Raw genomic sequence first — 26,741 nt, forward strand, 5'->3', positions numbered from 1 at the left:
CGATGAAAAGAAAAATATTCTGGATTTGTGCAGTGGCTCTGGGGATGAGTGCGTTCCCCTCTTTCATGACGCAGGCGACGCCAGCAACGCAACCACTGATCAATGCTGAGCCAGCTGTAGCCGCCCAGGCGGAGCAAAATCCGCAGGTGGGGCAAGTGATGCCGGGCGTGCAGGGCGCAGATGCGCCAGTCGTGGCGCAGAACGGTCCTTCCCGTGATGTGAAGCTGACCTTTGCGCAAATTGCGCCGCCGCCGGGCAGCATGGTGCTACGTGGCATTAACCCGAACGGCAGCATTGAGTTTGGTATGCGCAGCGATGAAGTGGTGACGAAGGCGATGCTCAACCTCGAATACACGCCATCGCCATCATTACTGCCTGTCCAGTCGCAGTTAAAGGTTTATCTCAATGATGAACTGATGGGCGTGCTGCCAGTGACCAAAGAACAGTTGGGTAAAAAAACGCTGGCACAAATGCCCATTAACCCGCTGTTTATTACTGATTTCAACCGTGTGCGGCTGGAGTTTGTCGGCCATTATCAGGACGTGTGCGAAAACCCGGCCAGCACCACGCTTTGGCTGGATGTTGGGCGGAGCAGTGGACTGGATCTGACCTATCAGACCCTGAATGTGAAGAATGACCTGTCACACTTCCCGGTGCCATTCTTTGACCCGCGTGATAACCGCACCAACACCTTGCCGATGGTCTTTGCGGGTGCGCCGGATGTTGAGCTGCAACAAGCATCTGCCATTGTCGCCTCGTGGTTTGGTTCGCGTTCTGGCTGGCGTGGGCAGAACTTCCCGGTGCTCTATAACCAACTGCCGGATCGCAATGCCATTGTCTTTGCCACCAATGACAAACGCCCGGACTTCCTGCGCGATCATCCGGCGGTAAAAGCCCCGGTGATTGAGATGATTAACCATCCGCAGAATCCTTACGTCAAACTGCTGGTGGTGTTTGGTCGTGACGACAAAGACTTGTTGCAGGCAGCGAAAGGTATCGCTCAGGGTAACATTCTGTTCCGTGGTGAAAGTGTGGTAGTGAATGAAGTGAAACCGCTGCTACCGCGTAAACCGTACGATGCGCCGAACTGGGTGCGTACCGATCGTCCGGTCACCTTTGGTGAACTGAAAACCTATGAAGAACAATTACAATCCAGCGGTCTTGAGCCAGCAGCGATTAACGTTTCGCTAAACCTGCCGCCGGATCTCTACCTGATGCGCAGTACCGGCATTGATATGGATATTAATTACCGCTACACCATGCCGCCGGTGAAAGACAGTTCGCGGATGGATATCAGCCTGAATAACCAGTTCCTGCAATCCTTCAACCTGAGCAGCAAACAGGAGGCGAACCGCCTGCTGCTGCGGATTCCGGTATTACAAGGTTTGCTGGATGGCAAAACGGATGTCTCTATTCCAGCGCTGAAACTGGGCGCGACCAACCAGCTGCGGTTCGACTTTGAGTATATGAACCCGATGCCGGGCGGTTCGGTGGATAACTGCATTACCTTCCAGCCGGTGCAGAATCATGTGGTGATTGGTGACGACTCCACCATCGACTTCTCGAAGTATTACCACTTCATCCCGATGCCGGATCTACGCGCCTTTGCTAACGCGGGCTTCCCGTTCAGCCGGATGGCGGATTTGTCGCAAACCATCACCGTGATGCCGAAAACGCCAAACGAAGCACAGATGGAAACCTTGCTGAATACCGTTGGCTTTATCGGTGCGCAGACGGGCTTCCCGGCGATTAACCTGACGGTGACCGATGATGGCAGCACCATTCAGGGCAAAGATGCCGACATCATGATCGTCGGTGGTATCCCGGACAAACTGAAAGATGACAAGCAGATCGACCTGTTGGTGCAGGCTACCGAAAGCTGGGTAAAAACGCCGATGCGCCAGACCCCGTTCCCCGGTATTGTGCCGGACGAGAGCGATCGCGCGGCAGAAACCCAGTCAACGCTGACCTCTTCCGGTGCGATGGCGGCGGTGATTGGCTTCCAGTCGCCGTATAACGACCAGCGCAGCGTGATTGCGCTGCTGGCAGATAGCCCACGCGGTTATGAAATGCTTAACGATGCGGTGAACGATAGCGGCAAACGCGCCACCATGTTCGGTTCGGTCGCGGTGATCCGCGAGTCCGGTATCAACAGCCTACGTGTTGGCGATGTTTATTACGTAGGTCATCTGCCGTGGTTCGAGCGCTTGTGGTATGCGCTGGCAAACCATCCGATTCTGCTGGCGGTGCTGGCGGCTATCAGTGTGATATTGCTGGCGTGGGTACTGTGGCGTCTGCTGCGTATTATTAGTCGTCGTCGTCTTAACCCGGATAACGAGTAATTGAAGATGAATGTGTTGCGTAGTGGACTCGTGACGATGCTGCTGCTGGCTGCCTTTAGTGTTCAGGCAGCCTGTACCTGGCCTGCCTGGGAGCAGTTTAAAAAGGATTACATCAGTCAGGAAGGGCGCGTCATCGACCCCAGCGACGCGCGCAAAATCACCACCTCCGAAGGGCAAAGTTACGGCATGTTCTTTGCCCTGGCGGCTAACGACCGTGCAGCTTTCGATAATCTTCTCGACTGGACGCAGAACAATCTCGCTCAGGGTTCTTTAAAAGAACATTTGCCCGCCTGGCTGTGGGGCAAGAAAGAGAACAGTAAGTGGGAAGTGCTGGACAGCAATTCGGCCTCCGATGGTGATGTCTGGATGGCCTGGTCGTTGCTGGAGGCGGGGCGTTTGTGGAAAGAGCAGCGTTATACCGACATCGGCAGCGCATTGCTAAAACGTATCGCGCGGGAGGAAGTGGTGACGGTGCCTGGGCTGGGCTCCATGTTGTTACCGGGCAAAGTGGGTTTTGCTGAGGATAACAGCTGGCGTTTTAACCCCAGCTACCTGCCGCCGACGCTGGCGCAGTATTTCACCCGCTTTGGCGCGCCGTGGACCACGCTGCGCGAAACCAATCAACGTTTATTGCTGGAAACCGCCCCGAAAGGCTTTTCGCCAGACTGGGTGCGCTATGAGAAAGACAAAGGCTGGCAGCTAAAAGCCGAAAAAACATTGATCAGCAGCTACGACGCTATCCGCGTTTACATGTGGGTAGGCATGATGCCTGACAGCGATCCGCAAAAAGCGCGGATGCTCAACCGGTTTAAACCGATGGCGACATTCACTGAGAAAAACGGTTATCCGCCGGAAAAAGTGGATGTGGCTACGGGGAAAGCGCAGGGTAAAGGACCGGTCGGTTTTTCTGCCGCCATGCTGCCCTTTTTACAAAACCGCGATGCGCAGGCCGTTCAGCGCCAGCGCGTGGCCGATAACTTTCCCGGCAGCGATGCCTATTACAACTATGTGCTGACCCTGTTTGGACAAGGCTGGGATCAACACCGTTTCCGCTTCTCGACAAAAGGTGAGTTATTACCTGACTGGGGCCAGGAATGCGCAAATTCACACTAAACATATTCACGCTTTCCCTCGGTCTGGCCGTCATGCCGATGGTCGAGGCAGCACCAACCGCTCAGCAACAGTTGCTGGAGCAAGTTCGGTTAGGCGAAGCGACCCATCGTGAAGACCTGGTGCAACAGTCGTTGTATCGGCTGGAACTTATTGATCCGAATAACCCGGATGTGATTGCTGCCCGTTTTCGTTCTCTGTTACGTCAGGGCGATATTGATGGCGCACAAAAACAGCTCGATCGGCTGTCGCAGTTAGCGCCGAGTTCAAATGCGTATAAATCGTCACGGACTACGATGCTGCTTTCCACGTCGGATGGTCGTCAGGCACTGCAACAGGCAAGATTGCAGGCGACGACTGGTCATGCGGAAGAAGCTGTGGCGAGTTACAACAAACTGTTCAACGGTGCGCCGCCGGAAGGTGACATTGCTGTCGAGTACTGGAGTACGGTGGCGAAAATTCCGGCCCGCCGTGGCGAAGCGATTAATCAGCTAAAACGCATTAATGCGGATACGCCGGGCAACACGGGCCTGCAAAACAATCTGGCGCTATTACTGTTTAGTAGCGATCGCCGTGATGAAGGTTTTGCCGTCCTGGAACAGATGGCGAAATCGAACGCCGGGCGCGAAGGGGCCTCTAAAATCTGGTACGGGCAGATTAAAGACATGCCTGTCAGCGATGCCAGCGTTCAGGCACTGAAAAAATATCTCTCGATCTTTAGCGATGGCGATAGCGTAGCTGCTGCACAATCGCAACTGGCAGAACAGCAAAAACAGCTGGCCGACCCTGCTTTCCGCGCTCGTGCGCAAGGTTTAGCGGCGGTGGACTCTGGCATGGCGGGTAAAGCCATTCCCGAACTACAACAGGCGGTGCGGGCGAACCCGAAAGACAGTGAGGCTCTGGGGGCGCTGGGCCAGGCGTATTCTCAGAAAGGCGATCGCGCTAATGCGGTGGCGAATCTGGAAAAAGCCCTCGCGCTGGATCCGCACAACAGCAATAACGACAAATGGAACAGTCTGCTGAAAGTAAACCGCTACTGGCTGGCGATCCAGCAGGGCGATGCCGCGCTGAAAGCCAATAATCCTGACCCGGCAGAACGGCTGTTCCAGCAGGCACGTAATGTCGATAACACCGACAGCTATGCAGTGCTTGGGCTGGGCGATGTGGCGATGGCGCGCAAAGATTATCCCGCCGCCGAACGCTATTACCAGCAGACCTTGCGTATGGACAGCGGCAACACTAACGCCGTGCGCGGGCTGGCGAATATTTACCGCCAGCAGTCGCCAGAAAAAGCCGAAGCGTATATCGCCTCGCTCTCTGCCAGCCAGCGGCGCAGCATTGATGATATCGAACGCAGCCTGCAAAACGACCGTCTGGCACAGCAGGCAGAGGCACTGGAAAACCAGGGGAAATGGGCGCAGGCGGCAGCACTTCAGCGGCAACGACTGGCGCTGGACCCCGGCAGTGTATGGATTACTTACCGACTTTCGCAGGATCTCTGGCAGGCCGGACAACGCAGCCAGGCCGATACGTTAATGCGCAATCTGGCGCAGCAGAAGCCGAACGACCCGGAGCAGGTTTACGCTTACGGGCTGTACCTCTCCGGTCACGACCAGGACAGAGCGGCGTTGGCGCATATCAACAGCCTGCCGCGCGGGCAGTGGAACAGCAATATTCAGGAGCTGGTTAATCGACTGCAAAACGATCAGGTGCTGGAAACCGCTAATCGCCTGCGAGAAAACGGTAAAGAGGCAGAAGCGGAAGCGATGCTGCGCCAGCAACCGCCTTCCTCGCGTATTGACCTCACGCTGGCTGACTGGGCGCAGCAGCGACGTGATTACACCGCCGCCCGCGCTGCATATCAGAATGTCCTGACGCGGGAGCCAACTAACGCCGATGCCATTCTTGGTCTGACGGAAGTGGATATTGCTGCCGGTGACAAAGCGGCGGCACGTAGCCAGCTGGCGAAACTGCCTGCCATTGATAACGCCTCGCTGAACACACAGCGGCGCGTGGCGCTGGCACAGGCGCAGCTTGGCGATACCGCAGCGGCGCAGCAGACATTTAATAAGTTGATCCCGCAGGCAAAATCTCAGCCACCGTCGATGGAAAGCGCGATGGTACTGCGTGATGGTGCGAAGTTTGAAGCGCTGGCGGGCGATCCAACGCAGGCGCTGGAAACCTACAAAGACGCTATGGTTGCATCCGGTGTGACCACGACGCGTCCGCAGGATAACGACACCTTTACCCGGCTGACCCGTAACGACGAGAAAGATGACTGGCTGAAACGCGGCGTGCGCAGCGATACGGCGGACCTCTATCGCCAGCAGGATCTTAACGTCACTCTCGAGCACGATTACTGGGGTTCGAGCGGTACCGGTGGTTACTCCGATCTGAAAGCGCACACCACTATGTTGCAGGTGGACGCGCCCTATTCTGACGGGCGGATGTTCTTTCGCAGTGATTTCGTCAATATGAACGTCGGCAGTTTCTCCACTAATGCCGATGGCAAATGGGATGACAACTGGGGCACCTGTACATTACAGGACTGTAGCGGCAACCGCAGCCAGTCGGATTCCGGTGCCAGCGTGGCGGTCGGCTGGCGAAATGACGTCTGGAGCTGGGATATCGGTACCACGCCGATGGGCTTCAACGTGGTGGATGTGGTCGGCGGCATCAGTTACAGCGATGATATCGGGCCGCTGGGTTACACCGTTAACGCCCACCGTCGGCCCATCTCCAGTTCTTTGCTGGCCTTTGGTGGGCAAAAAGACTCTCCGAGCAATACCGGGAAAAAATGGGGCGGCGTGCGTGCCGACGGCGTGGGGCTAAGTCTGAGTTACGATAAAGGTGAAGCAAACGGCGTCTGGGCATCGCTTAGCGGTGATCAGTTAACCGGTAAAAATGTCGAAGATAACTGGCGTGTGCGCTGGATGACGGGCTATTACTATAAGGTCATCAACCAGAACAATCGCCGCGTCACAATCGGCCTGAACAACATGATCTGGCATTATGACAAAGACCTGAGTGGCTACTCACTCGGTCAGGGCGGTTACTACAGTCCGCAGGAATACCTGTCGTTTGCCATACCGGTGATGTGGCGGGAGCGCACGGAAAACTGGTCGTGGGAGCTGGGGGCGTCTGGCTCGTGGTCGCATTCACGCACCAAAACCATGCCGCGTTATCCGCTGATGAATCTGATCCCGACCGACTGGCAGGAAGAAGCTGCGCGGCAATCCAACGATGGCGGCAGCAGTCAGGGCTTTGGCTACACGGCGCGGGCATTACTTGAACGACGTGTTACTTCCAACTGGTTTGTCGGCACGGCAATTGATATCCAGCAGGCAAAAGATTACGCACCCAGCCATTTCCTGCTCTACGTACGTTATTCCGCCGCCGGATGGCAGGGTGACATGGATTTACCGCCGCAGCCGCTGATACCTTACGCCGACTGGTAAGTTTTCAGATAGCGCCTCTCTTAATGCCGCTGCGATCGGGTATACTCGGGCGGCAATCTGGGATTTCCGGGGGGAGACAATTTGCGCGTAAGTCGCTCGTTAACAATCAAGCAGATGGCAATGGTGGCAGCCGTTGTCCTGGTGTTCGTTTTTATTTTTTGCACCGTTTTGCTGTTCCATCTGGTCCAGCAGAATCGCTATAACACGGCTACGCAACTGGAAAGCATTGCTCGCTCTGTCCGCGAACCCTTATCTTCTGCCATTTTGAAAGGCGATATTCCCGAAGCGGAAGCTATTCTTGCCAGCATTAAACCGGCCGGCGTGGTCAGCCGTGCCGATGTAGTGCTGCCCAACCAGTTCCAGGCGCTGCGTAAAAGTTTTATTCCAGAGCGTCCGGTGCCGGTAATGGTTACTCGCCTGTTTGAGCTACCGGTGCAAATCTCGCTGGGCGTTTACTCGCTGGAACGTCCGGCAAACCCGCAGCCAATTGCCTATCTGGTGTTACAGGCGGATTCCTTCCGCATGTATAAGTTCGTGATGAGCACCCTCTCAACGTTAGTGACCATTTACTTACTTTTGTCGTTAATATTGACGGTGGCGATTAGCTGGTGCATTAACCGCCTGATTTTGCATCCGTTACGCAATATTGCTCGCGAACTTAACGCCATCCCACCCCAGGAGCTTGTTGGTCACCAACTGGCATTACCGCGTCTGCATCAGGACGATGAAATCGGTATGTTGGTGCGCAGTTACAACCTCAACCAGCAATTGCTGCAGCGCCATTATGAAGAACAGAACGAAAATGCGATGCGCTTCCCGGTGTCGGATTTGCCGAACAAAGCCTTGCTGATGGAGATGCTGGAGCAGGTGGTGGCGCGTAAACAAACTACCGCGCTGATGATCATCACCTGTGAAACCCTGCGTGATACTGCGGGTGTGCTGAAAGAGGCGCAACGAGAAATTCTGCTGCTGACGCTGGTGGAAAAACTCAAATCGGTACTGTCGCCACGCATGATCCTCGCGCAGATTAGCGGTTATGACTTTGCTGTCATTGCCAACGGTGTACAGGAACCGTGGCACGCTATCACATTAGGTCAGCAAGTGCTCACTATCATTAGCGAGCGCCTGCCGATTGAACGTATTCAACTCCGTCCGCACTGTAGCATTGGCGTGGCGATGTTCTACGGCGATCTCACCGCCGAACAGCTTTACAGTCGCGCTATTTCTGCGGCATTTACCGCTCGCCATAAAGGCAAAAATCAGATTCAGTTCTTTGATCTGCAGCAGATGGAAGCCGCCCAGAAGCGGTTGACGGAAGAGAGCGATATCCTTAATGCACTGGAAAATCATCAGTTTGCGATTTGGTTACAGCCACAGGTCGAGATGACCAGCGGTAAACTGGTCAGTGCGGAAGTGTTACTGCGTATCCAGCAACCGGATGGCAGTTGGGACCTGCCCGATGGCTTAATCGATCGCATTGAGTGCTGTGGGCTGATGGTTACCGTCGGTCACTGGGTGCTGGAAGAGTCCTGTCGATTGCTTGCTGCCTGGCAAGAGCGCGGCATTATGCTGCCCTTGTCGGTAAACCTCTCAGCGCTGCAACTGATGCATCCAAATATGGTGGCGGATATGCTGGAACTGTTAACCCGCTATCGCATTCAGCCGGGAACACTGATTCTGGAAGTGACAGAAAGCCGACGTATTGACGATCCTCATGCTGCGGTGGCAATCCTCCGTCCGCTGCGCAATGCCGGAGTTCGGGTGGCGCTGGATGATTTCGGCATGGGCTACGCAGGGCTGCGTCAGCTGCAGCATATGAAATCGTTGCCAATCGACGTACTGAAAATCGACAAAATGTTTGTTGAAGGTTTGCCGGAAGATAGCAGCATGATTGCTGCAATTATCATGCTGGCGCAGAGCCTGAACTTACAAATGATTGCCGAAGGCGTGGAGACTGAAGCACAACGCGACTGGCTGGCAAAAGCGGGCGTTGGTATTGCCCAGGGCTTCCTTTTTGCTCGCCCACTCCCTATTGAAATCTTCGAAGAGAGTTACCTGGAAGAAAAGTAGCTACCCCAAACTGATTACAAAACTTTAAAAAGTGCTGGTTTGTGCGAGCCAGCTCAAACTTTTTAACCTTTTTGTTTCAATTATGATCCAGGTACATTTCTGTGATGTTGTCTGGGTGTTATTTTAAGGCCGCAGGTACCCCATAACCTTACAAGACCTGTGGTTTTACTAAAGGACACCCTATGAAAACCTCTCTGTTTAAAAGCCTTTACTTTCAGGTCCTGACAGCGATAGCCATTGGTATTCTCCTTGGCCATTTCTATCCTGAAATAGGCGAGCAAATGAAACCGCTTGGCGACGGCTTCGTTAAGCTCATTAAGATGATCATCGCTCCTGTCATCTTTTGTACCGTCGTAACGGGCATTGCGGGCATGGAAAGCATGAAGGCGGTCGGTCGTACCGGCGCAGTCGCACTGCTTTACTTTGAAATTGTCAGTACCATCGCGCTGATTATTGGTCTTATCATCGTTAACGTCGTGCAGCCTGGTGCCGGAATGAACGTCGATCCGGCAACGCTTGATGCGAAAGCGGTAGCGGTTTACGCCGATCAGGCGAAAGACCAGGGCATTGTCGCCTTCATTATGGATGTCATCCCGGCGAGCGTCATTGGCGCATTTGCCAGCGGTAACATTCTGCAGGTACTGCTGTTTGCCGTACTGTTTGGTTTTGCGCTCCACCGTCTGGGCAGCAAAGGCCAACTGATTTTTAACGTGATCGAAAGTTTCTCGCAGGTCATTTTCGGCATCATCAATATGATCATGCGTCTGGCACCTATTGGTGCGTTCGGGGCAATGGCGTTTACCATCGGTAAATACGGCGTCGGCACACTGGTGCAACTGGGGCAGCTGATTATCTGTTTCTACATCACCTGTATCCTGTTTGTGGTGCTGGTATTGGGTTCAATCGCTAAAGCGACTGGTTTCAGTATCTTCAAATTTATCCGTTACATCCGTGAAGAACTGCTGATTGTACTGGGGACTTCATCTTCCGAGTCGGCGCTGCCGCGTATGCTAGACAAGATGGAGAAACTCGGCTGCCGCAAATCGGTGGTGGGGCTGGTCATCCCGACAGGCTACTCGTTTAACCTTGATGGCACATCGATATACCTGACAATGGCGGCGGTGTTTATCGCCCAGGCCACTAACAGTCAGATGGATATCGTCCACCAAATCACGCTGTTAATCGTGTTGCTGCTTTCTTCTAAAGGGGCGGCAGGGGTAACGGGTAGTGGTTTTATCGTGCTGGCGGCGACGCTCTCTGCGGTGGGCCATTTGCCTGTAGCGGGTCTGGCGCTGATCCTCGGTATCGACCGCTTTATGTCAGAAGCTCGTGCGCTGACTAACCTGGTCGGTAACGGCGTAGCGACCATTGTCGTTGCTAAGTGGGTGAAAGAACTGGACCACAAAAAACTGGACGATGTGCTGAATAATCGTGCGCCGGATGGCAAAACGCACGAATTATCCTCTTAATCTCACCACTTATGCCCGCACTCCCTTCCCCGAGTGCGGGTGTTTGCGCATAATTGACCCCTGTGCCTGAACTTACCACCTGGGTGAGTTCAGGTTTATTTCACTTCTTCCGTGACATTTTCATGTTCTTGCGGTCTAACACGAAGTGTTTTTAACGTCATTTAGACTGACCGACAACGGGCAGTTTTTTATTACCAGGATAGTTGATCAGGGGTTCACATGCAGGGCACAAAAATTCGACTTTTAGCGGGCGGTTTGCTGATGATGGCCACTGCTGGCTATGTGCAGGCAGATGCGCTCCAGCCTGATCCAGCATGGCAACAGGGGACGCTTTCCAACGGTTTACAGTGGCAAGTGCTGACTACGCCCCAACGTCCCAGCGATCGTGTTGAAATTCGCCTGCTGGTTAATACCGGTTCGCTCGCCGAAAGTACACAACAGAGCGGTTACAGTCACGCCATCCCTCGTATTGCGCTAACGCAAAGCGGTGGCCTTGACGCAGCGCAGGCGCGTTCATTGTGGCAGCAGGGGATCGACCCTAAACGCCCGATGCCGCCGGTAATTGTCTCTTATGACACCACGCTGTTTAATCTGAGTTTGCCCAATAACCGTAACGACTTGCTGAAAGAGGCGCTCTCTTATCTGGCAAATGCCACTGGCAAACTGACTATCACGCCAGAAACCATCAACCATGCGTTGCAAAGTCAGGACATGGTGGCAACCTGGCCTGCCGATACTAAAGAGGGCTGGTGGCGTTATCGTCTGAAAGGATCAACCTTGTTAGGTCACGATCCTGCCGATCCGCTGAAACAACCCGTTGAAGCGGAAAAGATTAAAGATTTCTATCAGAAATGGTACACCCCGGATGCAATGACGCTGCTGGTGGTGGGAAACGTGGATGCGCGCTCGGTCGTCGACCAAATCAATAAAACGTTTGGCGAACTGAAAGGCAAACGTGAAACACCGGCTCCGGTGCCGACGCTTTCTCCGCTGCGTGCGGAAGCGGTGAGTATTATGACCGACGCGGTGCGTCAGGACCGGCTATCTATCATGTGGGATACGCCGTGGCAGCCGATTCGTGAATCAGCCGCACTGCTGCGCTACTGGCGTGCGGACCTGGCCCGTGAGGCGCTGTTCTGGCATGTTCAGCAAGCGTTAAGCGCCAGTAACAGTAAAGACATCGGTCTTGGATTTGACTGTCGTGTGCTGTATCTGCGTGCGCAGTGTGCCATCAACATCGAATCACCAAACGACAAGCTGAACAGCAACCTTAATCTGGTGGCGCGTGAACTGGCGAAGGTTCGCGATAAAGGTCTGCCGGAAGAAGAGTTCAATGCGTTAGTGGCGCAAAAGAAACTGGAGCTGCAGAAACTGTTTGCCGCCTATGCGCGAGCTGATACCGATATTCTGATGGGGCAGCGGATGCGTTCGTTGCAAAATCAGGTCGTCGATATCGCGCCGGAGCAATATCAGAAACTGCGTCAGGATTTCCTTAACAGCCTGACGGTGGAGATGTTAAATCAGGATCTGCGTCAGCAGTTGTCGAATGATATGGCGTTAATACTGCTGCAGCCGAAAGGCGAGCCGGAATTTAACATGAAAGCGTTGCAGGCGGCCTGGGATCAAATCATGGCCCCATCGACTGCGGCTGCCGCCACATCTGTCGCCACGGATGACGTACATCCTGAAGTGACGGATATTCCACCTGTACAGTAATGCCTGATGGTGATGAGTTAGCACAACCATCAGGTATTTATGGATGAGCTGGATAGGGGGGTAACACTCTATCCAGCCTTTTGCATATGCTGCTTTTACGCTGGCATCGCTTCACGCGGGATAATCGCGCCGCGATACTGAATAACGGTACTTGCGGTCAGGTGCCCGCGTTTCGCTGCGTCTTCCGCAATTCCGCCCGTCAAACGTACCGCCAGATAACCGGCACTGAAAGAGTCGCCAGCTGCGGTGGTATCGATCACTTTTTCTTTCGGCAGTTTTACCGCCGGAACATCCACTAACCCTTCGCCAGCAATGGACACCAGGCAAGAATCCGCCCCGCGTTTCACCACCACTTCTTTCACGCCCGCGTTATGGGTGCGCGCAATGACGTCTTCCACCGGCTGTTGACCCCACAGCGCGTCTTCATCGTCCAGCGTCAGGAAGGCGATATCCGTGCATTCCAGCATTTGTTGGTACACCTGCTGTGTCTCTTCTTTGCTGGCCCACAGGCGCGGACGATAGTTATTGTCGAAAATCACTTTTCCGCCGTTGGCGCGGCATTCGCGCAGCAGGGAAAGCAGCTTTTCGCGGCTGGTCGGGCTTAAGATCGCCAGGCTAATCCCGCTCAGGTAGAGATAATCGAAATTCGCCAGCTCTTCGCAAATCGCCGCGGATTGCTCACTCTCCAGCCAGAATTTGGCGGCGGCTTCGTTACGCCAGTAGTAGAACGTACGTTCGCCGGTGCTGTCGGTTTCAATGTAGTAAAGGCCCGGCAGACGGTTTTCCATCCGTTGGGTCAGGGAAGTATCAACGTTCTCGCCGCGCCAGGCGTCCAGCATCTGCTGGCTAAAACTGTCCGTTCCCAGCGCCGTTACGTAATGAACGGTTAATGCCGCAGGATCGACCTGACGGGCGATATAGACGGAAGTGTTCAGGGTATCGCCGCCGAAACCGCGCTTAACGTCCGCGCCTTTCTCGGAAAGCTCAATCATGCATTCGCCAATCACGGCAATCTTTTTGGACATAGTCGTGAACCTGATCTGTAAAAAATTAGCGTTAGTTTGCGCTGTGGTGGTTTGCTGGTCAACCATATTAAAACAGTGTTCCATTATTTTTTTGAGCCAGAACGTATTCCTGAAAGATTCCATTGTGGAGTGGGGAAATTTACCCCGGCCAGGCGGTAAAGTTCTGCCTTTGCGCGCCGATAATCTTTGTCGAGTCCGGGCAGCATCACTTTTAAACACAGGACATCTTTGATGATAAGGCAGGTTATCCAGCGAATAAGCAACCCTGAAGCAAGCATCGAGAGCTTGCAGGAACGGCGTTTTTGGTTGCAGTGTGAGCGTGCTTACACCTGGCAGCCGATCTATCAAACATGCGGGCGGTTAATGGCCGTGGAGCTATTAACGGTGGTCACGCATCCCTTGAACCCTTCGCAACGCCTGCCGCCGGATCGCTATTTTACTGAAATCACCGTTAGCCATCGGATGGAGGTTGTGAAAGAGCAGATTGATTTGCTGGCGCAAAAAGCCGACTTCTTTGTAGAGCACGGCCTGCTGGCATCGGTCAATATTGATGGCCCTACGCTCATCGCCCTGCGTCAGCAACCAAAAATCCTGCGCCAGATTGAGCGTCTTCCCTGGCTGCGTTTCGAACTGGTGGAACACATCCGCCTGCCGAAAGATTCAACCTTTGCCTCGATGTGTGAATTTGGCCCGCTGTGGCTGGATGATTTTGGTACCGGGATGGCAAATTTCTCTGCACTAAGTGAAGTGCGTTATGACTACATCAAAATCGCGCGAGAACTGTTTGTGATGCTGCGTCAGTCACCGGAAGGACGCACACTCTTTTCTCAGCTTTTACATCTAATGAATCGCTATTGTCGCGGGGTGATTGTCGAGGGCGTAGAAACACCAGAAGAGTGGCGTGATGTTCAGAACTCGCCCGCATTCGCCGCACAAGGCTGGTTTCTTTCACGCCCGGCACCGATAGAAACGCTGAATACGGCGGTTCTGGCGCTATAAGCTGCCTCATTTTCCGCCTGGCTGGACTATCTTTAGGACTGGCACAGGAAGAATATGAGGAAGCGAACGATGAGCAAGGCAGGCAAAATAACCGCTGCGATTTCAGGGGCTTTCTTGTTGTTGATTGTCGTGGCGATCATTTTGATTGCAACTTTTGACTGGAATCGACTCAAACCGACCATCAACCAGAAAGTCTCTGCGGAGTTGAATCGTCCGTTCGCTATCCGTGGCGATCTGGGCGTGGTGTGGGAGCGGCAAAAACAAGAAACTGGCTGGCGCAGCTGGGTGCCGTGGCCCCATGTACACGCGGAAGACATCATTCTTGGCAATCCACCGGATATTCCCGAAGTCACAATGGTGCATTTGCCGCGAGTAGAAGCGACGCTGGCCCCGCTGGCGCTGCTGACCAAAACGGTCTGGTTGCCGTGGATCAAGCTCGAAAAGCCCGACGCGCGCCTGATTCGCCTCTCCGAAAAGAACAATAACTGGACGTTTAATCTCGCCAACGATGACAACAAAGACGCGAATGCAAAGCCGTCGGCGTGGTCGTTTCAGCTGGATAATATTCTTTTCGATCAAGGGCGGATCGCCATTGATGACAAAGTAAGCAAAGCGGATCTGGAAATTTTTGTCGATCCGTTAGGCAAGCCGCTGCCGTTCAGCGAAGTTACCGGATCGAAAGGTAAAGCGGATAAAGAAAAGGTGGGCGATTACGTTTTTGGCCTGAAGGCGCAGGGACGTTATAACGGTGAACCGCTCACTGGTACGGGAAAAATAGGCGGTATGCTGGCGCTGCGTGGCGAAGGAACGCCGTTTCCGGTACAGGCTGATTTCCGCTCTGGTAACACCCGTGTTGCTTTTGATGGCGTTGTGAATGACCCAATGAAGATGGGGGGTGTCGATTTACGGCTTAAATTTTCTGGCGATTCGCTGGGTGATCTCTATGAACTGACGGGCGTTCTGCTGCCCGATACACCGCCGTTTGAAACGGATGGTCGGCTGGTAGCGAAAATCGACACTGAAAAATCGTCGGTCTTTGATTATCGCGGTTTTAATGGGCGCATTGGCGATAGCGATATCCACGGTTCTCTGATCTATACCACCGGCAAGCCACGACCAAAACTGGAAGGTGATGTCGAGTCGCGGCAATTGCGGCTGGCGGACCTGGGACCGTTGATTGGCGTTGATTCCGGGAAAGGGGCAGAAAAGTCGAAACGGTCTGAACAGAAGAAGGGCGAAAAAAGCGTTCAGCCTGCGGGCAAAGTGCTGCCTTATGACCGCTTCGAAACCGATAAATGGGACGTTATGGATGCCGATGTTCGCTTCAAAGGGCGGCGCATTGAGCATGGCAGCAGCCTGCCGATTAGCGATCTTTCTACTCATATCATCCTCAAAAATGCTGACCTGCGCCTGCAACCGCTGAAATTTGGCATGGCGGGCGGCAGCATTGCGGCGAATATTCATCTGGAAGGCGATAAAAAGCCGATGCAAGGGCGGGCAGATATTCAGGCCCGTCGGCTGAAACTGAAAGAACTGATGCCGGATGTGGAACTGATGCAGAAGACGCTGGGGGAAATGAACGGTGACGCGGAACTGCGCGGTAGCGGTAACTCGGTGGCGGCGCTTTTAGGCAACAGTAACGGCAACCTGAAACTGTTGATGAATGACGGGCTGGTGAGCCGCAACCTGATGGAGATTGTTGGGCTGAATGTCGGCAACTACATTGTCGGTGCGATATTTGGTGACGATGAGGTGCGGGTGAACTGCGCGGCAGCGAATCTGGATATTGCCAACGGTGTGGCGCGTCCGCAGGTTTTTGCTTTCGATACTGAGAACGCGTTGATTAACGTTACCGGCACGGCAAGTTTTGCTTCGGAACAGCTGGATTTGACTATTGATCCGGAGAGTAAAGGGATTCGGATTATCACACTGCGTTCGCCGCTGTATGTGCGTGGGACGTTTAAAAATCCGCAGGCTGGGGTGAAAGCCGGGCCGTTGATTGCTCGCGGAGCCGTTGCGGCGGCACTGGCAACGCTGGTAACACCGGCGGCGGCGTTACTGGCGCTGATCTCACCTTCCGAAGGGGAGGCTAATCAGTGCAGGACAATTTTGTCGCAGATGAAGAAGTGATGATAATTGCCGGATGTCTGACATCCGGCAATTAAACAGATTTAGATTGTTGGCAAAGTGTGCTTTGTTCATGCCGGATGCGGCGTGAACGCCTCCGGCTTACAAATCCTTGCTAATTCAATATATTGTATGGAAATTCTGGCCTGATAAGCGTAGCGCATCAGGCTTTTCACTCTGATTACAACGACTGATGTCGCGTCTCATGGGTCAGCAGCAGGGCGATTAACGTCAAGCCAGCCATCGCCGCCAGATATAGCCCCACCGCACCTAACCCGTAGTTAGTCTGCAACCAGGCTGCGATATATGGCGCAACGGAAGCCCCGAGAATCGACGATACGTTGTAAGAGAACGATGCTCCGGTGTAACGCACTTCTGTCGGGAACAGCTCTGGTAACAGCGCGCCCATCGGACCGAAGGTCAGCCCCATCAGACTTAACCCCAGCAGCAGGAAGGCAAAAACCAGAATCGGGTTGCCAGAACCGAGCAAAGGGTTAAAGGCGAATAGCGCGAACAGGATGATCAGCGTGGTGATGATTACCATGCTTTTACGGCGACCAAAGGCATCAGCCAGTAATCCGGCGACGGGCACCATCACGCCAAAACCAATAACTGCCATCATCAGCATCCACAACACTTCGTTACGCGGCAGGCCAAGCCCAACTGGCGCGGCGGCGGTACTAAAGGTCATAGAGTAGACCGTCATGATGTAAAACAGCGTATAGGTTGCCAGCATAATGAACGTACCCAGTACGGTTACGCGAACATGTTTGGTCAGCAGCGTACCCAGCGGGATCTTCACCTGTTTTTTCGCTTTAGCGACTTTCTCAAACACCGGCGACTCATGCAGCGACACGCGAACATACAGGCCGATAATGACCAGCACCGCCGAGAAGATAAATGGCACACGCCAGCCCCAGCTCATAAACTGCTCGTCGGTCAGTAGCCAGGAAAGCAGCAAGAAAGTGCCGTTGGCAAAGAAGAAGCCAATCGGTGCGCCCAGCTGCGGGAAGGAGCCGTACAATGCACGTTTGCGCGGTGGGGCGTTTTCAGTCGCCAGCAGCGCCGCGCCGCCCCATTCACCACCTAAGCCCAGACCCTGACCAAATCGAGCCAGCGCCAGCAGCAGCGGGGCGAAAATACCAATCGTGGCATAGCCTGGCAGCAGGCCAATCACCACGGTCGAAATCCCCATCGTTAGCAACGAGGCGACCAGCGTCGCTTTACGCCCAACGCGATCGCCAAAATGACCAAAAACGGCAGAGCCAATGGGGCGCGCGACGAAGGCGATGGCAAAGGTGGCGAGCGACTGTAGCGTTGCTGCCGTTGGATCGCCCTGCGGGAAGAAGATATGCGGAAACACAATAACGGCCGCAGTGGCGTAAATGTAAAAGTCGAAGAACTCAATGGCCGTGCCAATGAGAGAGGCGACAAGGACTTTATTACGCGAGTTGATCGGCGTGTATTCTTGCTCGTGGTCGAGTGTTGTGGCTGTTGCTTGCATAATCTTTTCTTATTTTTTGGCTAACGAATAGCCATATTACGCACAGCAAAAGTGATATTTCAATGTGTAACAAATCGCGGAAATGGTCAAAAATCAGGCAAAAAGGGGATAATGTTTAGGCCAGTGATTTTTCTTCTATGAAATGCTTCACATAATTTTATAAATGGTGGATTAAACTGGTTTTAGGTTAAATAAAAGTTACCAACTGGATTTATATGCTGGGGTTATAAGTTGGAATGAAATTGTTTGCTCCTGAATAGATGGCTAAAGAGGCTCTGGGAAAGAGTTTCAAGAGGTTATGTGTGCATTATAGCCGGATGCGATGCTGGCGCATCTTATCCGGCCTACGGGGAGCCAGGCCGAATAAATTCGTACGCCGCATCCGGCCTATTTTAAGGCTGCGTTTTCCCCGGCATTCGCGGGTCGTCTTTATATTCGGCGGTGGCAATCCACGCCGCGCAAAACAGCGTCAAACGGGCGAAGAAGTAGAAAAATGCCATCAGCCCCAGCACGGAACCAAATGCTGCGCCAGAGGGTGATTTCATCAACGATGGCAGGGTGTAGGTCATCACGATTTTAATCACTTCAAAACCAATAGCAGCCAGAAATGTTCCGCGGATCAGGGCTTTTTTGCGCGGACGGTGGCGCGGCAACCGCCAGAAGATCCAGAAGAAAAGCAGATAGTTGGCGAAGATGGAAATCGCCAGGCCAATCAACCGCCATGTCGGTTTCAGCCACTCAATGCTGTTCAGGTGCAGGGCGCTAATAATCATTTGCTGCGCAGAACCGGCAACCGAGGTGATAGAAAGCGTCACAATCAGCGCAATCAACAAACCAATCAGCGAAATAAAATCACGCAGATATTTTACCCAGAACTTCTCCTGATCTTGCGGCGAGCGTTCCCAGACATCGCGTGACTGGGCGCGAATCGCTTCACGCAGGTTACCCATCCAGTTGATGCCGGAATAAAGCGCCACTGCCAGACCGACAAGCCCTACAGTCGTACGCTGCTGAACGGCGGTGTTGATGGTGTTTTTCAACGTGGCGGCTAGCGTCGGATCGCTAATGTTTTGCAGAATTTTGTCGAAGATATCCTGTAGCAACATCGGATGGGAGGCCAGCACAAAGCCCCCTGCGGCAAACGACACCATCAAAATGGGGATCATCGACAAAAATGAGAAATAGGTGATAGCCGCCCCAAACTGGTTACCCAGCCGATCGTTAAAGCGTTCTGTCGCGCGAATCAGGTGCGCAATAACCGGTTGGCGTTGGACTTTCTCGGCAGTGGTGGTGACGGTTTCCAGCGCCTGGCTAACTTTGCCGCCTTTCTCGCTATTATCCAACTGCTTAATCGGCTCGTGCTCCAGATCCTGGGTGGGACGTTTGATCTCGTTTTCCTGCGTCATCCGCTCTTTTGTCCTTCTGTCGTGGTTATTCTTAAAAAGTATAGTCGGTCAGTCCAGGTGCTCTTTCATTACGCCAGCCAGCCACTGCATAAACAGGTTTACACGCCGGGAAAGCTCCCGACGCTGCGGATAAACCAGTGAAAGGGACAGCGGCTCGGCACGGTAGCCAGGCAACACTTCAATAAGCCGCCCGGCACGCAGGGCTTCGCGCACGGCAATGCGCGGGATCTGAATAATCCCCAGACCGGCAATACCGGCGGCGAGATAGTTTTCGCTACTGTTTACCGTCAACATGCCGCCAGACTTAAACCACTGGACGCCATTAACGCTGGCAACCTCAAAACCTAACGGATGTACACCCAGGTGCGGTGTATAACGCACTATTGCGTGTGAAGTCAGATCATCGGGGCTTTGCGGATAACCAAAGCGCGTCAGATAGTGTGGACTGGCACAGTTGACCATGGCCAGTTTGCCGAGAGAACGGGCGATAACGCCATCTTCCGGTAATGCGCCAGTGCGTATCACGCAATCAAAACCATCATGAAGAATATCTACCGGACGGTCATGGCTACTCAGTTCCAGCTCAATTCCCGGATGCAGATAGAGAAATTCCGACAAGCGCGGTAGTAACAGGCTTTTCGCGATTCCTGACGGGATGTCGATGCGTAATTTACCGCTGATACTGGTGGCATCCTGTTGAAACAGACCGTCCAGTTCGCTGAGATTACTCAACACATCTTTTGCTCGTTGATAATAGGTCATGCCTTCTGGCGTGAGTTTGACCCGTCGCGTGGTGCGCTGGAGAAGCTGGGTGCCAAGTTGATGTTCCAGTGCCTGTATCTGGCGCGAAACACTTCCCTTTGGCAAAGCAAAGAAATCCGCTGCGCGGGAAAAACTTTCCAGCTCCGCGACTTTGATGAACAACTGCATTGCGTGAATTTTATCCATCTCTTTGACCGATTGTTGTTCACAACGAAACAGTAGCGCGCATATCGCATTGTTTATTGTTTTTTCTAACATCTAATGCCGGGTTTCACAATGTTGTCATGATGAATGTGGCGATTTCTCAGCAGGAAAAGGGAGGAATAGCTTTATGAGAAAGGTGAATTCCCTTAAACAGAGCGTATTTTTCAGCGATTCACTTTAAAGTGAATAGAAGATGTATTGGCTATTTGTGCTTATTTTTATCTCATTGCCGTTTGTTATTTTTGTTTATGGTCGCGGAATTTCATTTTTGATTGCATGCGTACTAACTACCGATATAAGGAAATCCTCAAAAATGTTTTAAATAGTGCCCTCGACATGTAATTTCAGGCGTTTAGCTGTAACTATTTATATCGGTAACTATTTTCTACGCGTTATCTCTGTAGAATGGCCACCGCCAAATGGCGAATTCTTATTTTTTCTCGCGAGTAATACCCTTCCACTACTTAAGTCTTTTTAACGTATTCAGGTGGAGATTCAGTTATGCAAATAGTCATGTTTGACAGGCAGTCAATATTTATTCATGGAATGAAAATCAGTTTACAGCATCGTATTCCAGGAGTGAGTATTCAGGGGGCCAGTCAGGCAGACGAGTTATGGCAAAAGCTGGAAAGTTACCCTGAAGCCTTAGTGATGCTCGATGGCGATCAGGATGGTGAGTTTTGCTACTGGTTGCTGCAAAAAACCGTGGTGCAATTTCCTGAGGTTAAGGTGTTAATTACGGCGACGGATTGCAACAAACGGTGGTTACAGGAAGTTATTCATTTTAATGTGCTGGCCATTGTGCCTCGTGATTCAACCGTCGAGACATTTGCGTTGGCGGTAAATAGTGCGGCGATGGGGATGATGTTTCTGCCTGGAGACTGGCGAACGACGCCGGAAAAGGACATTAAAGATCTCAAATCGTTAAGCGCCCGCCAGCGGGAGATTTTAACCATGTTAGCGGCGGGCGAATCAAATAAAGAGATCGGCAGGGCGCTGAATATCAGTACCGGAACGGTAAAAGCGCATCTGGAATCACTGTATCGCCGTCTGGAAGTCAAAAATCGCACCCAGGCGGCAATGATGTTAAATATCTCCTCCTGAAGAGGATAATTTTACAGCCAGCAGGAAGTTAGCGGCTGGCTGTAAAAATATTATGGTTCGCCGTACAAACCAATTAAACGGCGTACCACACCGTTAGTCCAGCCAAACCCATCCTGCAACGGATACTCGCCACCGCCGCCTTCGCGAGGAACACCATCGGCAATATGGTATTTCTCGATCAGTTTGTGCTGTTCCAGATAGAACTGATTCACCGTCTTCAGCCAGTTGCGCGCGATTTCATCACCCAGAAGGTCATCGCCGTACATCTTAAATCCCTGAATTGCCATCCATTGTAACGGTGCCCAGCCGTTGGGTTTATCCCACTGTTCACCGGTTTCGTACTCGCTTGCCAGAATCCCGCCAGGTGTCAGTAACCGGCTGCGCACGGCGTTTGCCAGACGATCGGCCTGTTCATGGTTCGCCATACCGACATAGAGCGGCACAATGGCGGCAGCGGAAAACAGCGCCAGTTGCTCGCGTCGCCAGTCGTAATCGCGGTAGATGCCGTTTTCATCATCCCAGAGGTAACGGTTTACCGCATCGCGACGGGCACTGGCCTTCTGGCGGAACAGTGCTTCTGTCTCTTTCTCGCCTTTCAGCGCCGAGATGTTGGCGATGGCGCTCTCCAGTTTAAACAGGAAGGCATTCAGATCGATGGGGATGAACTGGGTGGTACGAATGCTCGCCAGACGACCAGTATCACGCAGCCAACGGGAAGAGTAATCCCAACCGGAGGCCGCCCCCGCACGTAAATCGCGGTACACCTCGTTAGGCGGGCGACCAGAATGTTTCGCGGTTTCAACGTCCTCAAGCCAGGATTCGTCACGCGGCGTGTCGCGATCGTCCCAGTAACGGTTGAGCAGCGAGCCGTCCGGCATCCGCACAACATGGCGATAGGCCTGATTAGGGATCAACGATTCTGCACCGTCCATCCAGAAGGCATATTCCATTTTCAGGTGGTCGAGATAGCGGCGCGCGCCGCGTACACCATCTTCTTCAAACAACTCCACCATCAGCGCAAAAACCGGTGGTTGCGAGCGGCTCAAATAATAGGTGCGGTTGCCGTTGGGGATGTGGCCGTAGTTTTCGATCATCCAGGCGAAGTTATCGGCCATGCATTTCAGCAAATCTTCCCGACCACTTTCCGCCAGCCCCAGCATGGTGAAATAGGAATCCCAATAGTAGGTTTCGCTAAAACGGCCGCCCGGGACAATATATGACTGCGGCAGCGCCAGCAGAGAAGACCACGGAATGTGATCCTGTGGTTCACGGGTTAGCACCGGCCACAGCTGGTCGATATGCTCTTTCAGGGAATTTTGCGGGTCCGATACATACTCGCTGGAGTAGACCTCCGGCAGCCAGAAGTGGTTTTCAACAAACTTGCGCAAGTCAAAATCACGATGACGGCGCACTTTACGGTAGCGGATTAAAATATCCAGCGGGTCCATTTTGGGTGCGCAGTCGGGAAAGGTTTTACTGTCGGGGAAAATTTTCGCCGACTGAACATGCTCGAACAGTTCGAGATAGCGATCGGCAGGCGTCAGCGCATCAGAGGCGGGCAGCCCTTCAATCATCTCGGGTTCCGGTTCTGCCTCGATCATCTCATCCAGTTTTAATTCATACGGGTCCAGCTCATAGCAGAGATCGACCTCGATCATCAGTTCGTCTGGATTAGGGTTTTGAATTTTCTGATTGAGCATAAGGATCCGACCTCCGAAATTCGTCGCTAATTATCGGGCTTTTCTTTAAGGGTAGTCATTCGCTCCGCCTGGTGGGCGACAAAGCGTGCGGTGGATCACGTTTATTAACCTGCCAAAAAATATAACGCACTAATATCAATGGAATTTATAAAAATACGGATTTCGTGTTGTTTTTCATTTTCAGAACATTCAATCCTGCTCTCGCCGCAATCATGATATGCCATTCCTGAGCTGGATAATAGGCACTGGCTATCTTATTGATAGTTTATATTCATGTAATTGATTGATTCCTATCAAAAAGCATATCTCCCTGTTTTTTATGATGGCTTTGTCTCGCAGAGACGTTTGCAGCATTCTGGAAAATTTTCTGGGTCACAATAACTCACTACCGTGAGGGAAGAATAATGAAAATGGTCTCACGTATTACCGCGATCGGCCTGGCTGGCGTCGCGATTTGCTATTTAGGGTTATCTGGTTATGTGTGGTACCACGATAATAAACGCAGTAAACAGGCCGATGTTCAGGCATCTGCTGTCAGTGAAAATAATAAGGTTTTAGGCTTTCTCCGCGAAAAAGGATGCGATTATTGCCATACGCCTTCGGCAGAATTACCTGCCTATTATTATATTCCCGGCGCGAAACAGTTGATGGATTACGACATAAAGCTTGGATATAAATCTTTTAACCTCGAGGCCGTGCGTGCGGCTCTGCTGGCTAATAAACCCGTTTCGCAAAGCGATCTGAATAAGATTGAATGGGTGATGCAGTATGAAACTATGCCGCCAACGCGTTATACCGCGCTACACTGGGCGGGTAAGGTGAGTGATGAAGAGCGGGCGGAAATACTGGCCTGGATTGCAAAACAGCGCGCGGAATATTACGCCAGCAATGATACTGCTCCGGAGCATCGCAATGAACCGGTGCAGCCCATCCCGCAAAAACTGCCTACCGATGCGCAAAAAGTGGCGTTGGGTTTTGCGCTGTATCACGATCCCCGTTTATCGGCGGATAGCACCATTTCATGCGCTCATTGCCATGCGTTGAATGCGGGGGGCGTCGATGGCAGAAAAACATCGATTGGTGTTGGTGGCGCAGTTGGGCCGATTAACGCGCCGACGGTATTTAACTCAGTATTTAATGTTGAGCAGTTCTGGGATGGTCGTGCGGCAACATTGCAGGATCAGGCTGGTGGACCGCCGTTGAACCCGATTGAAATGGCGTCGAAATCCTGGGACGAAATTATTGCTAAGCTGGAAAAAGATCCGCAGCTTAAAGCGCAGTTCCTCGAAGTCTATCCGCAAGGTTTCAGTGGCGAAAATATTACTGATGCCATTGCTGAATTTGAGAAAACATTAATTACGCCGGATTCCCCATTTGATAGATGGTTGCGTGGAGATGAGAATGCTCTGACGGCGCAACAGAAAAAAGGCTATCAATTATTTAAAGATAATAAATGTGCAACTTGTCATGGTGGTATTATTCTCGGCGGACGTTCCTTTGAACCGTTGGGGCTGAAAAAAGACTTTAACTTTGGTGAAATTACGGCGGCGGATATTGGTCGTATGAATGTTACTAAAGAAGAGCGTGATAAATTGCGTCAGAAAGTACCCGGTTTACGTAACGTTGCTTTAACGGCACCGTACTTCCATCGCGGTGACGTGCCGACGCTGGACGGGGCGGTGAAACTGATGCTGCGCTATCAGGTAGGCAAAGAGCTGCCGCAGGAGGATGTGGATGATATCGTCGCTTTCCTGCACAGTCTGAACGGGGTTTACACGCCGTATATGCAGGATAAACAATAATTAATTTGATCGCCCGAACAGGAGTGTTTGGGCGATTTTTATTACGATAATAAAGTCTGTTTTTAATATTATCATATTAAATGTTTATATTATAAAAAGTCGTTTTTCTGCTTAGGATTTTGTTATTTAAATTAAGCCTGTAATACCTTGCTTCCATTGCGGATAAATCCTACTTTTTTATTGCCTTCAAATAAATTTAAGGAGTTCGAAATGGACCAGAAGCTGTTAACGGATTTCCGCTCAGAACTACTCGATTCACGTTTTGGCGCAAAGGCCATTTCTACTATCGCGGAGTCAAAACGATTTCCGCTGCACGAAATGCGCGATGATGTTGCATTTCAGATTATCAATGATGAATTATATCTTGATGGCAACGCTCGTCAGAACCTGGCCACTTTCTGCCAGACCTGGGACGACGAAAACGTCCATAAATTGATGGATTTGTCGATCAATAAAAACTGGATCGACAAAGAAGAATATCCGCAATCCGCTGCAATCGACCTGCGTTGCGTAAACATGGTTGCCGATCTGTGGCATGCGCCTGCACCGAAAAATGGTCAGGCCGTTGGCACCAACACCATTGGTTCTTCCGAGGCCTGTATGCTCGGCGGGATGGCGATGAAATGGCGTTGGCGCAAGCGTATGGAAGCCGCAGGCAAACCAACGGATAAACCAAACCTGGTGTGCGGTCCGGTACAAATCTGCTGGCATAAATTCGCCCGCTACTGGGATGTGGAGTTGCGTGAGATCCCTATGCGCCCCGGTCAGTTGTTTATGGACCCGAAACGCATGATTGAAGCCTGCGACGAAAATACCATCGGCGTGGTGCCGACTTTCGGCGTGACCTACACCGGTAACTATGAGTTCCCGCAGCCGCTGCACGATGCGCTGGATAAATTCCAGGCCGACACCGGTATCGACATCGACATGCACATCGACGCCGCCAGCGGTGGCTTCCTGGCACCGTTCGTCGCCCCGGATATCGTCTGGGACTTCCGCCTGCCGCGTGTGAAATCGATCAGTGCTTCAGGCCATAAATTCGGTCTGGCTCCGCTGGGCTGCGGCTGGGTTATCTGGCGTGATGAAGAAGCGCTGCCGCAGGAACTGGTGTTCAACGTTGACTACCTCGGCGGTCAGATTGGTACTTTCGCCATCAACTTCTCCCGCCCGGCGGGTCAGGTGATTGCACAGTACTATGAATTCCTGCGCCTCGGTCGTGAAGGCTATACCAAAGTACAGAACGCTTCCTACCAGGTTGCCGCTTATCTGGCGGATGAAATCGCCAAACTGGGGCCGTATGAGTTCATCTGTACCGGTCGCCCGGACGAAGGCATCCCGGCGGTTTGCTTCAAACTGAAAGATGGTGAAGATCCAGGATACACCCTGTACGACCTCTCTGAACGTCTGCGTCTGCGCGGCTGGCAGGTTCCGGCCTTCACTCTCGGCGGTGAAGCCACCGACATCGTGGTGATGCGCATTATGTGTCGTCGCGGCTTCGAAATGGACTTTGCTGAACTGTTGCTGGAAGACTACAAAGCCTCCCTGAAATATCTCAGCGACCACCCGAAACTGCAGGGTATTGCCCAGCAGAACAGCTTTAAACACACCTGATAACATCACGTTGTAAAAACCGAATGCCCAACCTTTAAAAACAGGTGGGTATTCGGCTATTTATTAATTGCAATAATATATTACCTGTCTATTCATCGTGTTGATAAGATATATGTTATATGAATGTTATGGAGCATAGCGATACTGCTTAATATTACGATGATGAATTATTTGCTTACTATTAATTCCTCTGCGTTCTTAAGTCCCCTTTTTATATAATAAATCCAGTCATCCAGCCCGAGTATCATCGCTCATTATCATCCTGTTTTCCCGCTTCGTTTAAATTTATTTATCAATCAATTTGACTTAAGAGGGCGGCGTGCTACATTAAT

The 26,741-nt window shown here is 52.3% G+C and carries 16 protein-coding genes; 11 read left to right on the forward strand and 5 right to left on the reverse strand.

What is annotated here, in order from left to right; translation table 11 throughout:
* The first annotated feature begins 2 nt into the window (after positions 1 to 2).
* From bcsB to HBM92_RS00985, 6 genes are all read left to right on the forward strand, one after another.
* On the forward strand, positions 3 to 2,342 hold the full coding sequence (gene bcsB / locus HBM92_RS00960) for a cellulose biosynthesis cyclic di-GMP-binding regulatory protein BcsB (RefSeq protein WP_001296510.1): 2,340 nt from the start codon (positions 3 to 5) through the stop codon (positions 2,340 to 2,342).
* A 6-nt stretch (positions 2,343 to 2,348) separates the two neighbouring features.
* Complete coding sequence (gene bcsZ / locus HBM92_RS00965) at positions 2,349 to 3,455, forward strand: cellulose synthase complex periplasmic endoglucanase BcsZ (RefSeq protein WP_001304954.1); 1,107 nt, start codon at positions 2,349 to 2,351, stop codon at positions 3,453 to 3,455.
* Entirely contained in the window at positions 3,437 to 6,910 is a 3,474-nt protein-coding gene (gene bcsC, locus HBM92_RS00970; protein ID WP_001225077.1) for a cellulose synthase complex outer membrane protein BcsC, read from the forward strand. Before bcsZ ends, bcsC begins: the two co-directional genes overlap by 19 nt.
* A gap of 81 nt (positions 6,911 to 6,991) precedes the next feature.
* The gene (hmsP, locus tag HBM92_RS00975) at positions 6,992 to 8,980 is read left to right on the forward strand and encodes a biofilm formation regulator HmsP (protein WP_001266320.1); all 1,989 of its coding nucleotides are present in this window, start codon (positions 6,992 to 6,994) and stop codon (positions 8,978 to 8,980) included.
* Positions 8,981 to 9,162: 182 nt separating this feature from the next.
* Complete coding sequence (gene dctA, locus HBM92_RS00980; RefSeq protein ID WP_000858214.1) at positions 9,163 to 10,449, forward strand: C4-dicarboxylate transporter DctC; 1,287 nt, start codon at positions 9,163 to 9,165, stop codon at positions 10,447 to 10,449.
* A gap of 219 nt (positions 10,450 to 10,668) precedes the next feature.
* Positions 10,669 to 12,165, forward strand: coding sequence for a M16 family metallopeptidase (locus HBM92_RS00985; RefSeq protein WP_001163136.1), 1,497 nt, complete (start codon positions 10,669 to 10,671; stop codon positions 12,163 to 12,165).
* Positions 12,166 to 12,260: 95 nt separating this feature from the next.
* Here HBM92_RS00985 and kdgK read toward each other — a convergent pair whose 3' ends face one another.
* Positions 12,261 to 13,190 (reverse strand): 2-dehydro-3-deoxygluconokinase, encoded by a 930-nt coding sequence (gene kdgK, locus HBM92_RS00990; RefSeq protein ID WP_001297976.1) that lies wholly within the window; start codon positions 13,188 to 13,190, stop codon positions 12,261 to 12,263.
* A 231-nt stretch (positions 13,191 to 13,421) separates the two neighbouring features.
* On the opposite strand from kdgK, the gene pdeH reads away from it, so the two are divergent.
* Both pdeH and HBM92_RS01000 read left to right on the forward strand, forming a co-directional pair.
* Entirely contained in the window at positions 13,422 to 14,189 is a 768-nt protein-coding gene (pdeH, locus tag HBM92_RS00995; protein ID WP_001304951.1) for a cyclic-guanylate-specific phosphodiesterase, read from the forward strand.
* Between the two features lie 69 nt (positions 14,190 to 14,258).
* A complete protein-coding gene (locus HBM92_RS01000) occupies positions 14,259 to 16,319 on the forward strand; it encodes an AsmA family protein (protein WP_001443179.1) in 2,061 nt (686 codons plus the stop codon).
* A gap of 178 nt (positions 16,320 to 16,497) precedes the next feature.
* Here the strand turns inward: HBM92_RS01000 and HBM92_RS01005 are convergent, their stop codons facing one another.
* The 3 genes from HBM92_RS01005 to HBM92_RS01015 all read right to left on the reverse strand — a co-directional run bounded on the left by HBM92_RS01005 (position 16,498) and on the right by HBM92_RS01015 (position 20,174).
* On the reverse strand, positions 16,498 to 17,820 hold the full coding sequence (locus HBM92_RS01005) for an MFS transporter (protein ID WP_001149007.1): 1,323 nt from the start codon (positions 17,818 to 17,820) through the stop codon (positions 16,498 to 16,500).
* 392 nt (positions 17,821 to 18,212) lie between these two features.
* Positions 18,213 to 19,226: an inner membrane protein YhjD gene (gene yhjD / locus HBM92_RS01010; protein ID WP_000191257.1), complete on the reverse strand. Its 1,014-nt coding sequence runs from the start codon at positions 19,224 to 19,226 to the stop codon at positions 18,213 to 18,215.
* A gap of 48 nt (positions 19,227 to 19,274) precedes the next feature.
* The gene (locus HBM92_RS01015) at positions 19,275 to 20,174 is read right to left on the reverse strand and encodes a LysR family transcriptional regulator (protein ID WP_016265956.1); all 900 of its coding nucleotides are present in this window, start codon (positions 20,172 to 20,174) and stop codon (positions 19,275 to 19,277) included.
* A gap of 519 nt (positions 20,175 to 20,693) precedes the next feature.
* Here HBM92_RS01015 and HBM92_RS01020 point away from each other — a divergent pair.
* Positions 20,694 to 21,296: a helix-turn-helix transcriptional regulator gene (locus HBM92_RS01020; RefSeq protein ID WP_001167663.1), complete on the forward strand. Its 603-nt coding sequence runs from the start codon at positions 20,694 to 20,696 to the stop codon at positions 21,294 to 21,296.
* A 50-nt stretch (positions 21,297 to 21,346) separates the two neighbouring features.
* Here HBM92_RS01020 and HBM92_RS01025 read toward each other — a convergent pair whose 3' ends face one another.
* Complete coding sequence (locus HBM92_RS01025) at positions 21,347 to 22,996, reverse strand: alpha,alpha-trehalase (RefSeq protein WP_000934214.1); 1,650 nt, start codon at positions 22,994 to 22,996, stop codon at positions 21,347 to 21,349.
* Positions 22,997 to 23,400: 404 nt separating this feature from the next.
* On the opposite strand from HBM92_RS01025, the gene ccp reads away from it, so the two are divergent.
* Both ccp and HBM92_RS01035 read left to right on the forward strand, forming a co-directional pair.
* Positions 23,401 to 24,798: a cytochrome c peroxidase gene (gene ccp / locus HBM92_RS01030; RefSeq protein WP_000784838.1), complete on the forward strand. Its 1,398-nt coding sequence runs from the start codon at positions 23,401 to 23,403 to the stop codon at positions 24,796 to 24,798.
* 210 nt (positions 24,799 to 25,008) lie between these two features.
* On the forward strand, positions 25,009 to 26,409 hold the full coding sequence (locus tag HBM92_RS01035) for a glutamate decarboxylase (RefSeq protein WP_000372240.1): 1,401 nt from the start codon (positions 25,009 to 25,011) through the stop codon (positions 26,407 to 26,409).
* Positions 26,410 to 26,741: the final 332 nt, after the last annotated feature.

The sequence above is a fragment of the Escherichia sp. E.sYA108 genome (assembly GCF_011754335.1).
Classification (GTDB): Bacteria; Pseudomonadota; Gammaproteobacteria; order Enterobacterales; family Enterobacteriaceae; genus Escherichia; species Escherichia coli.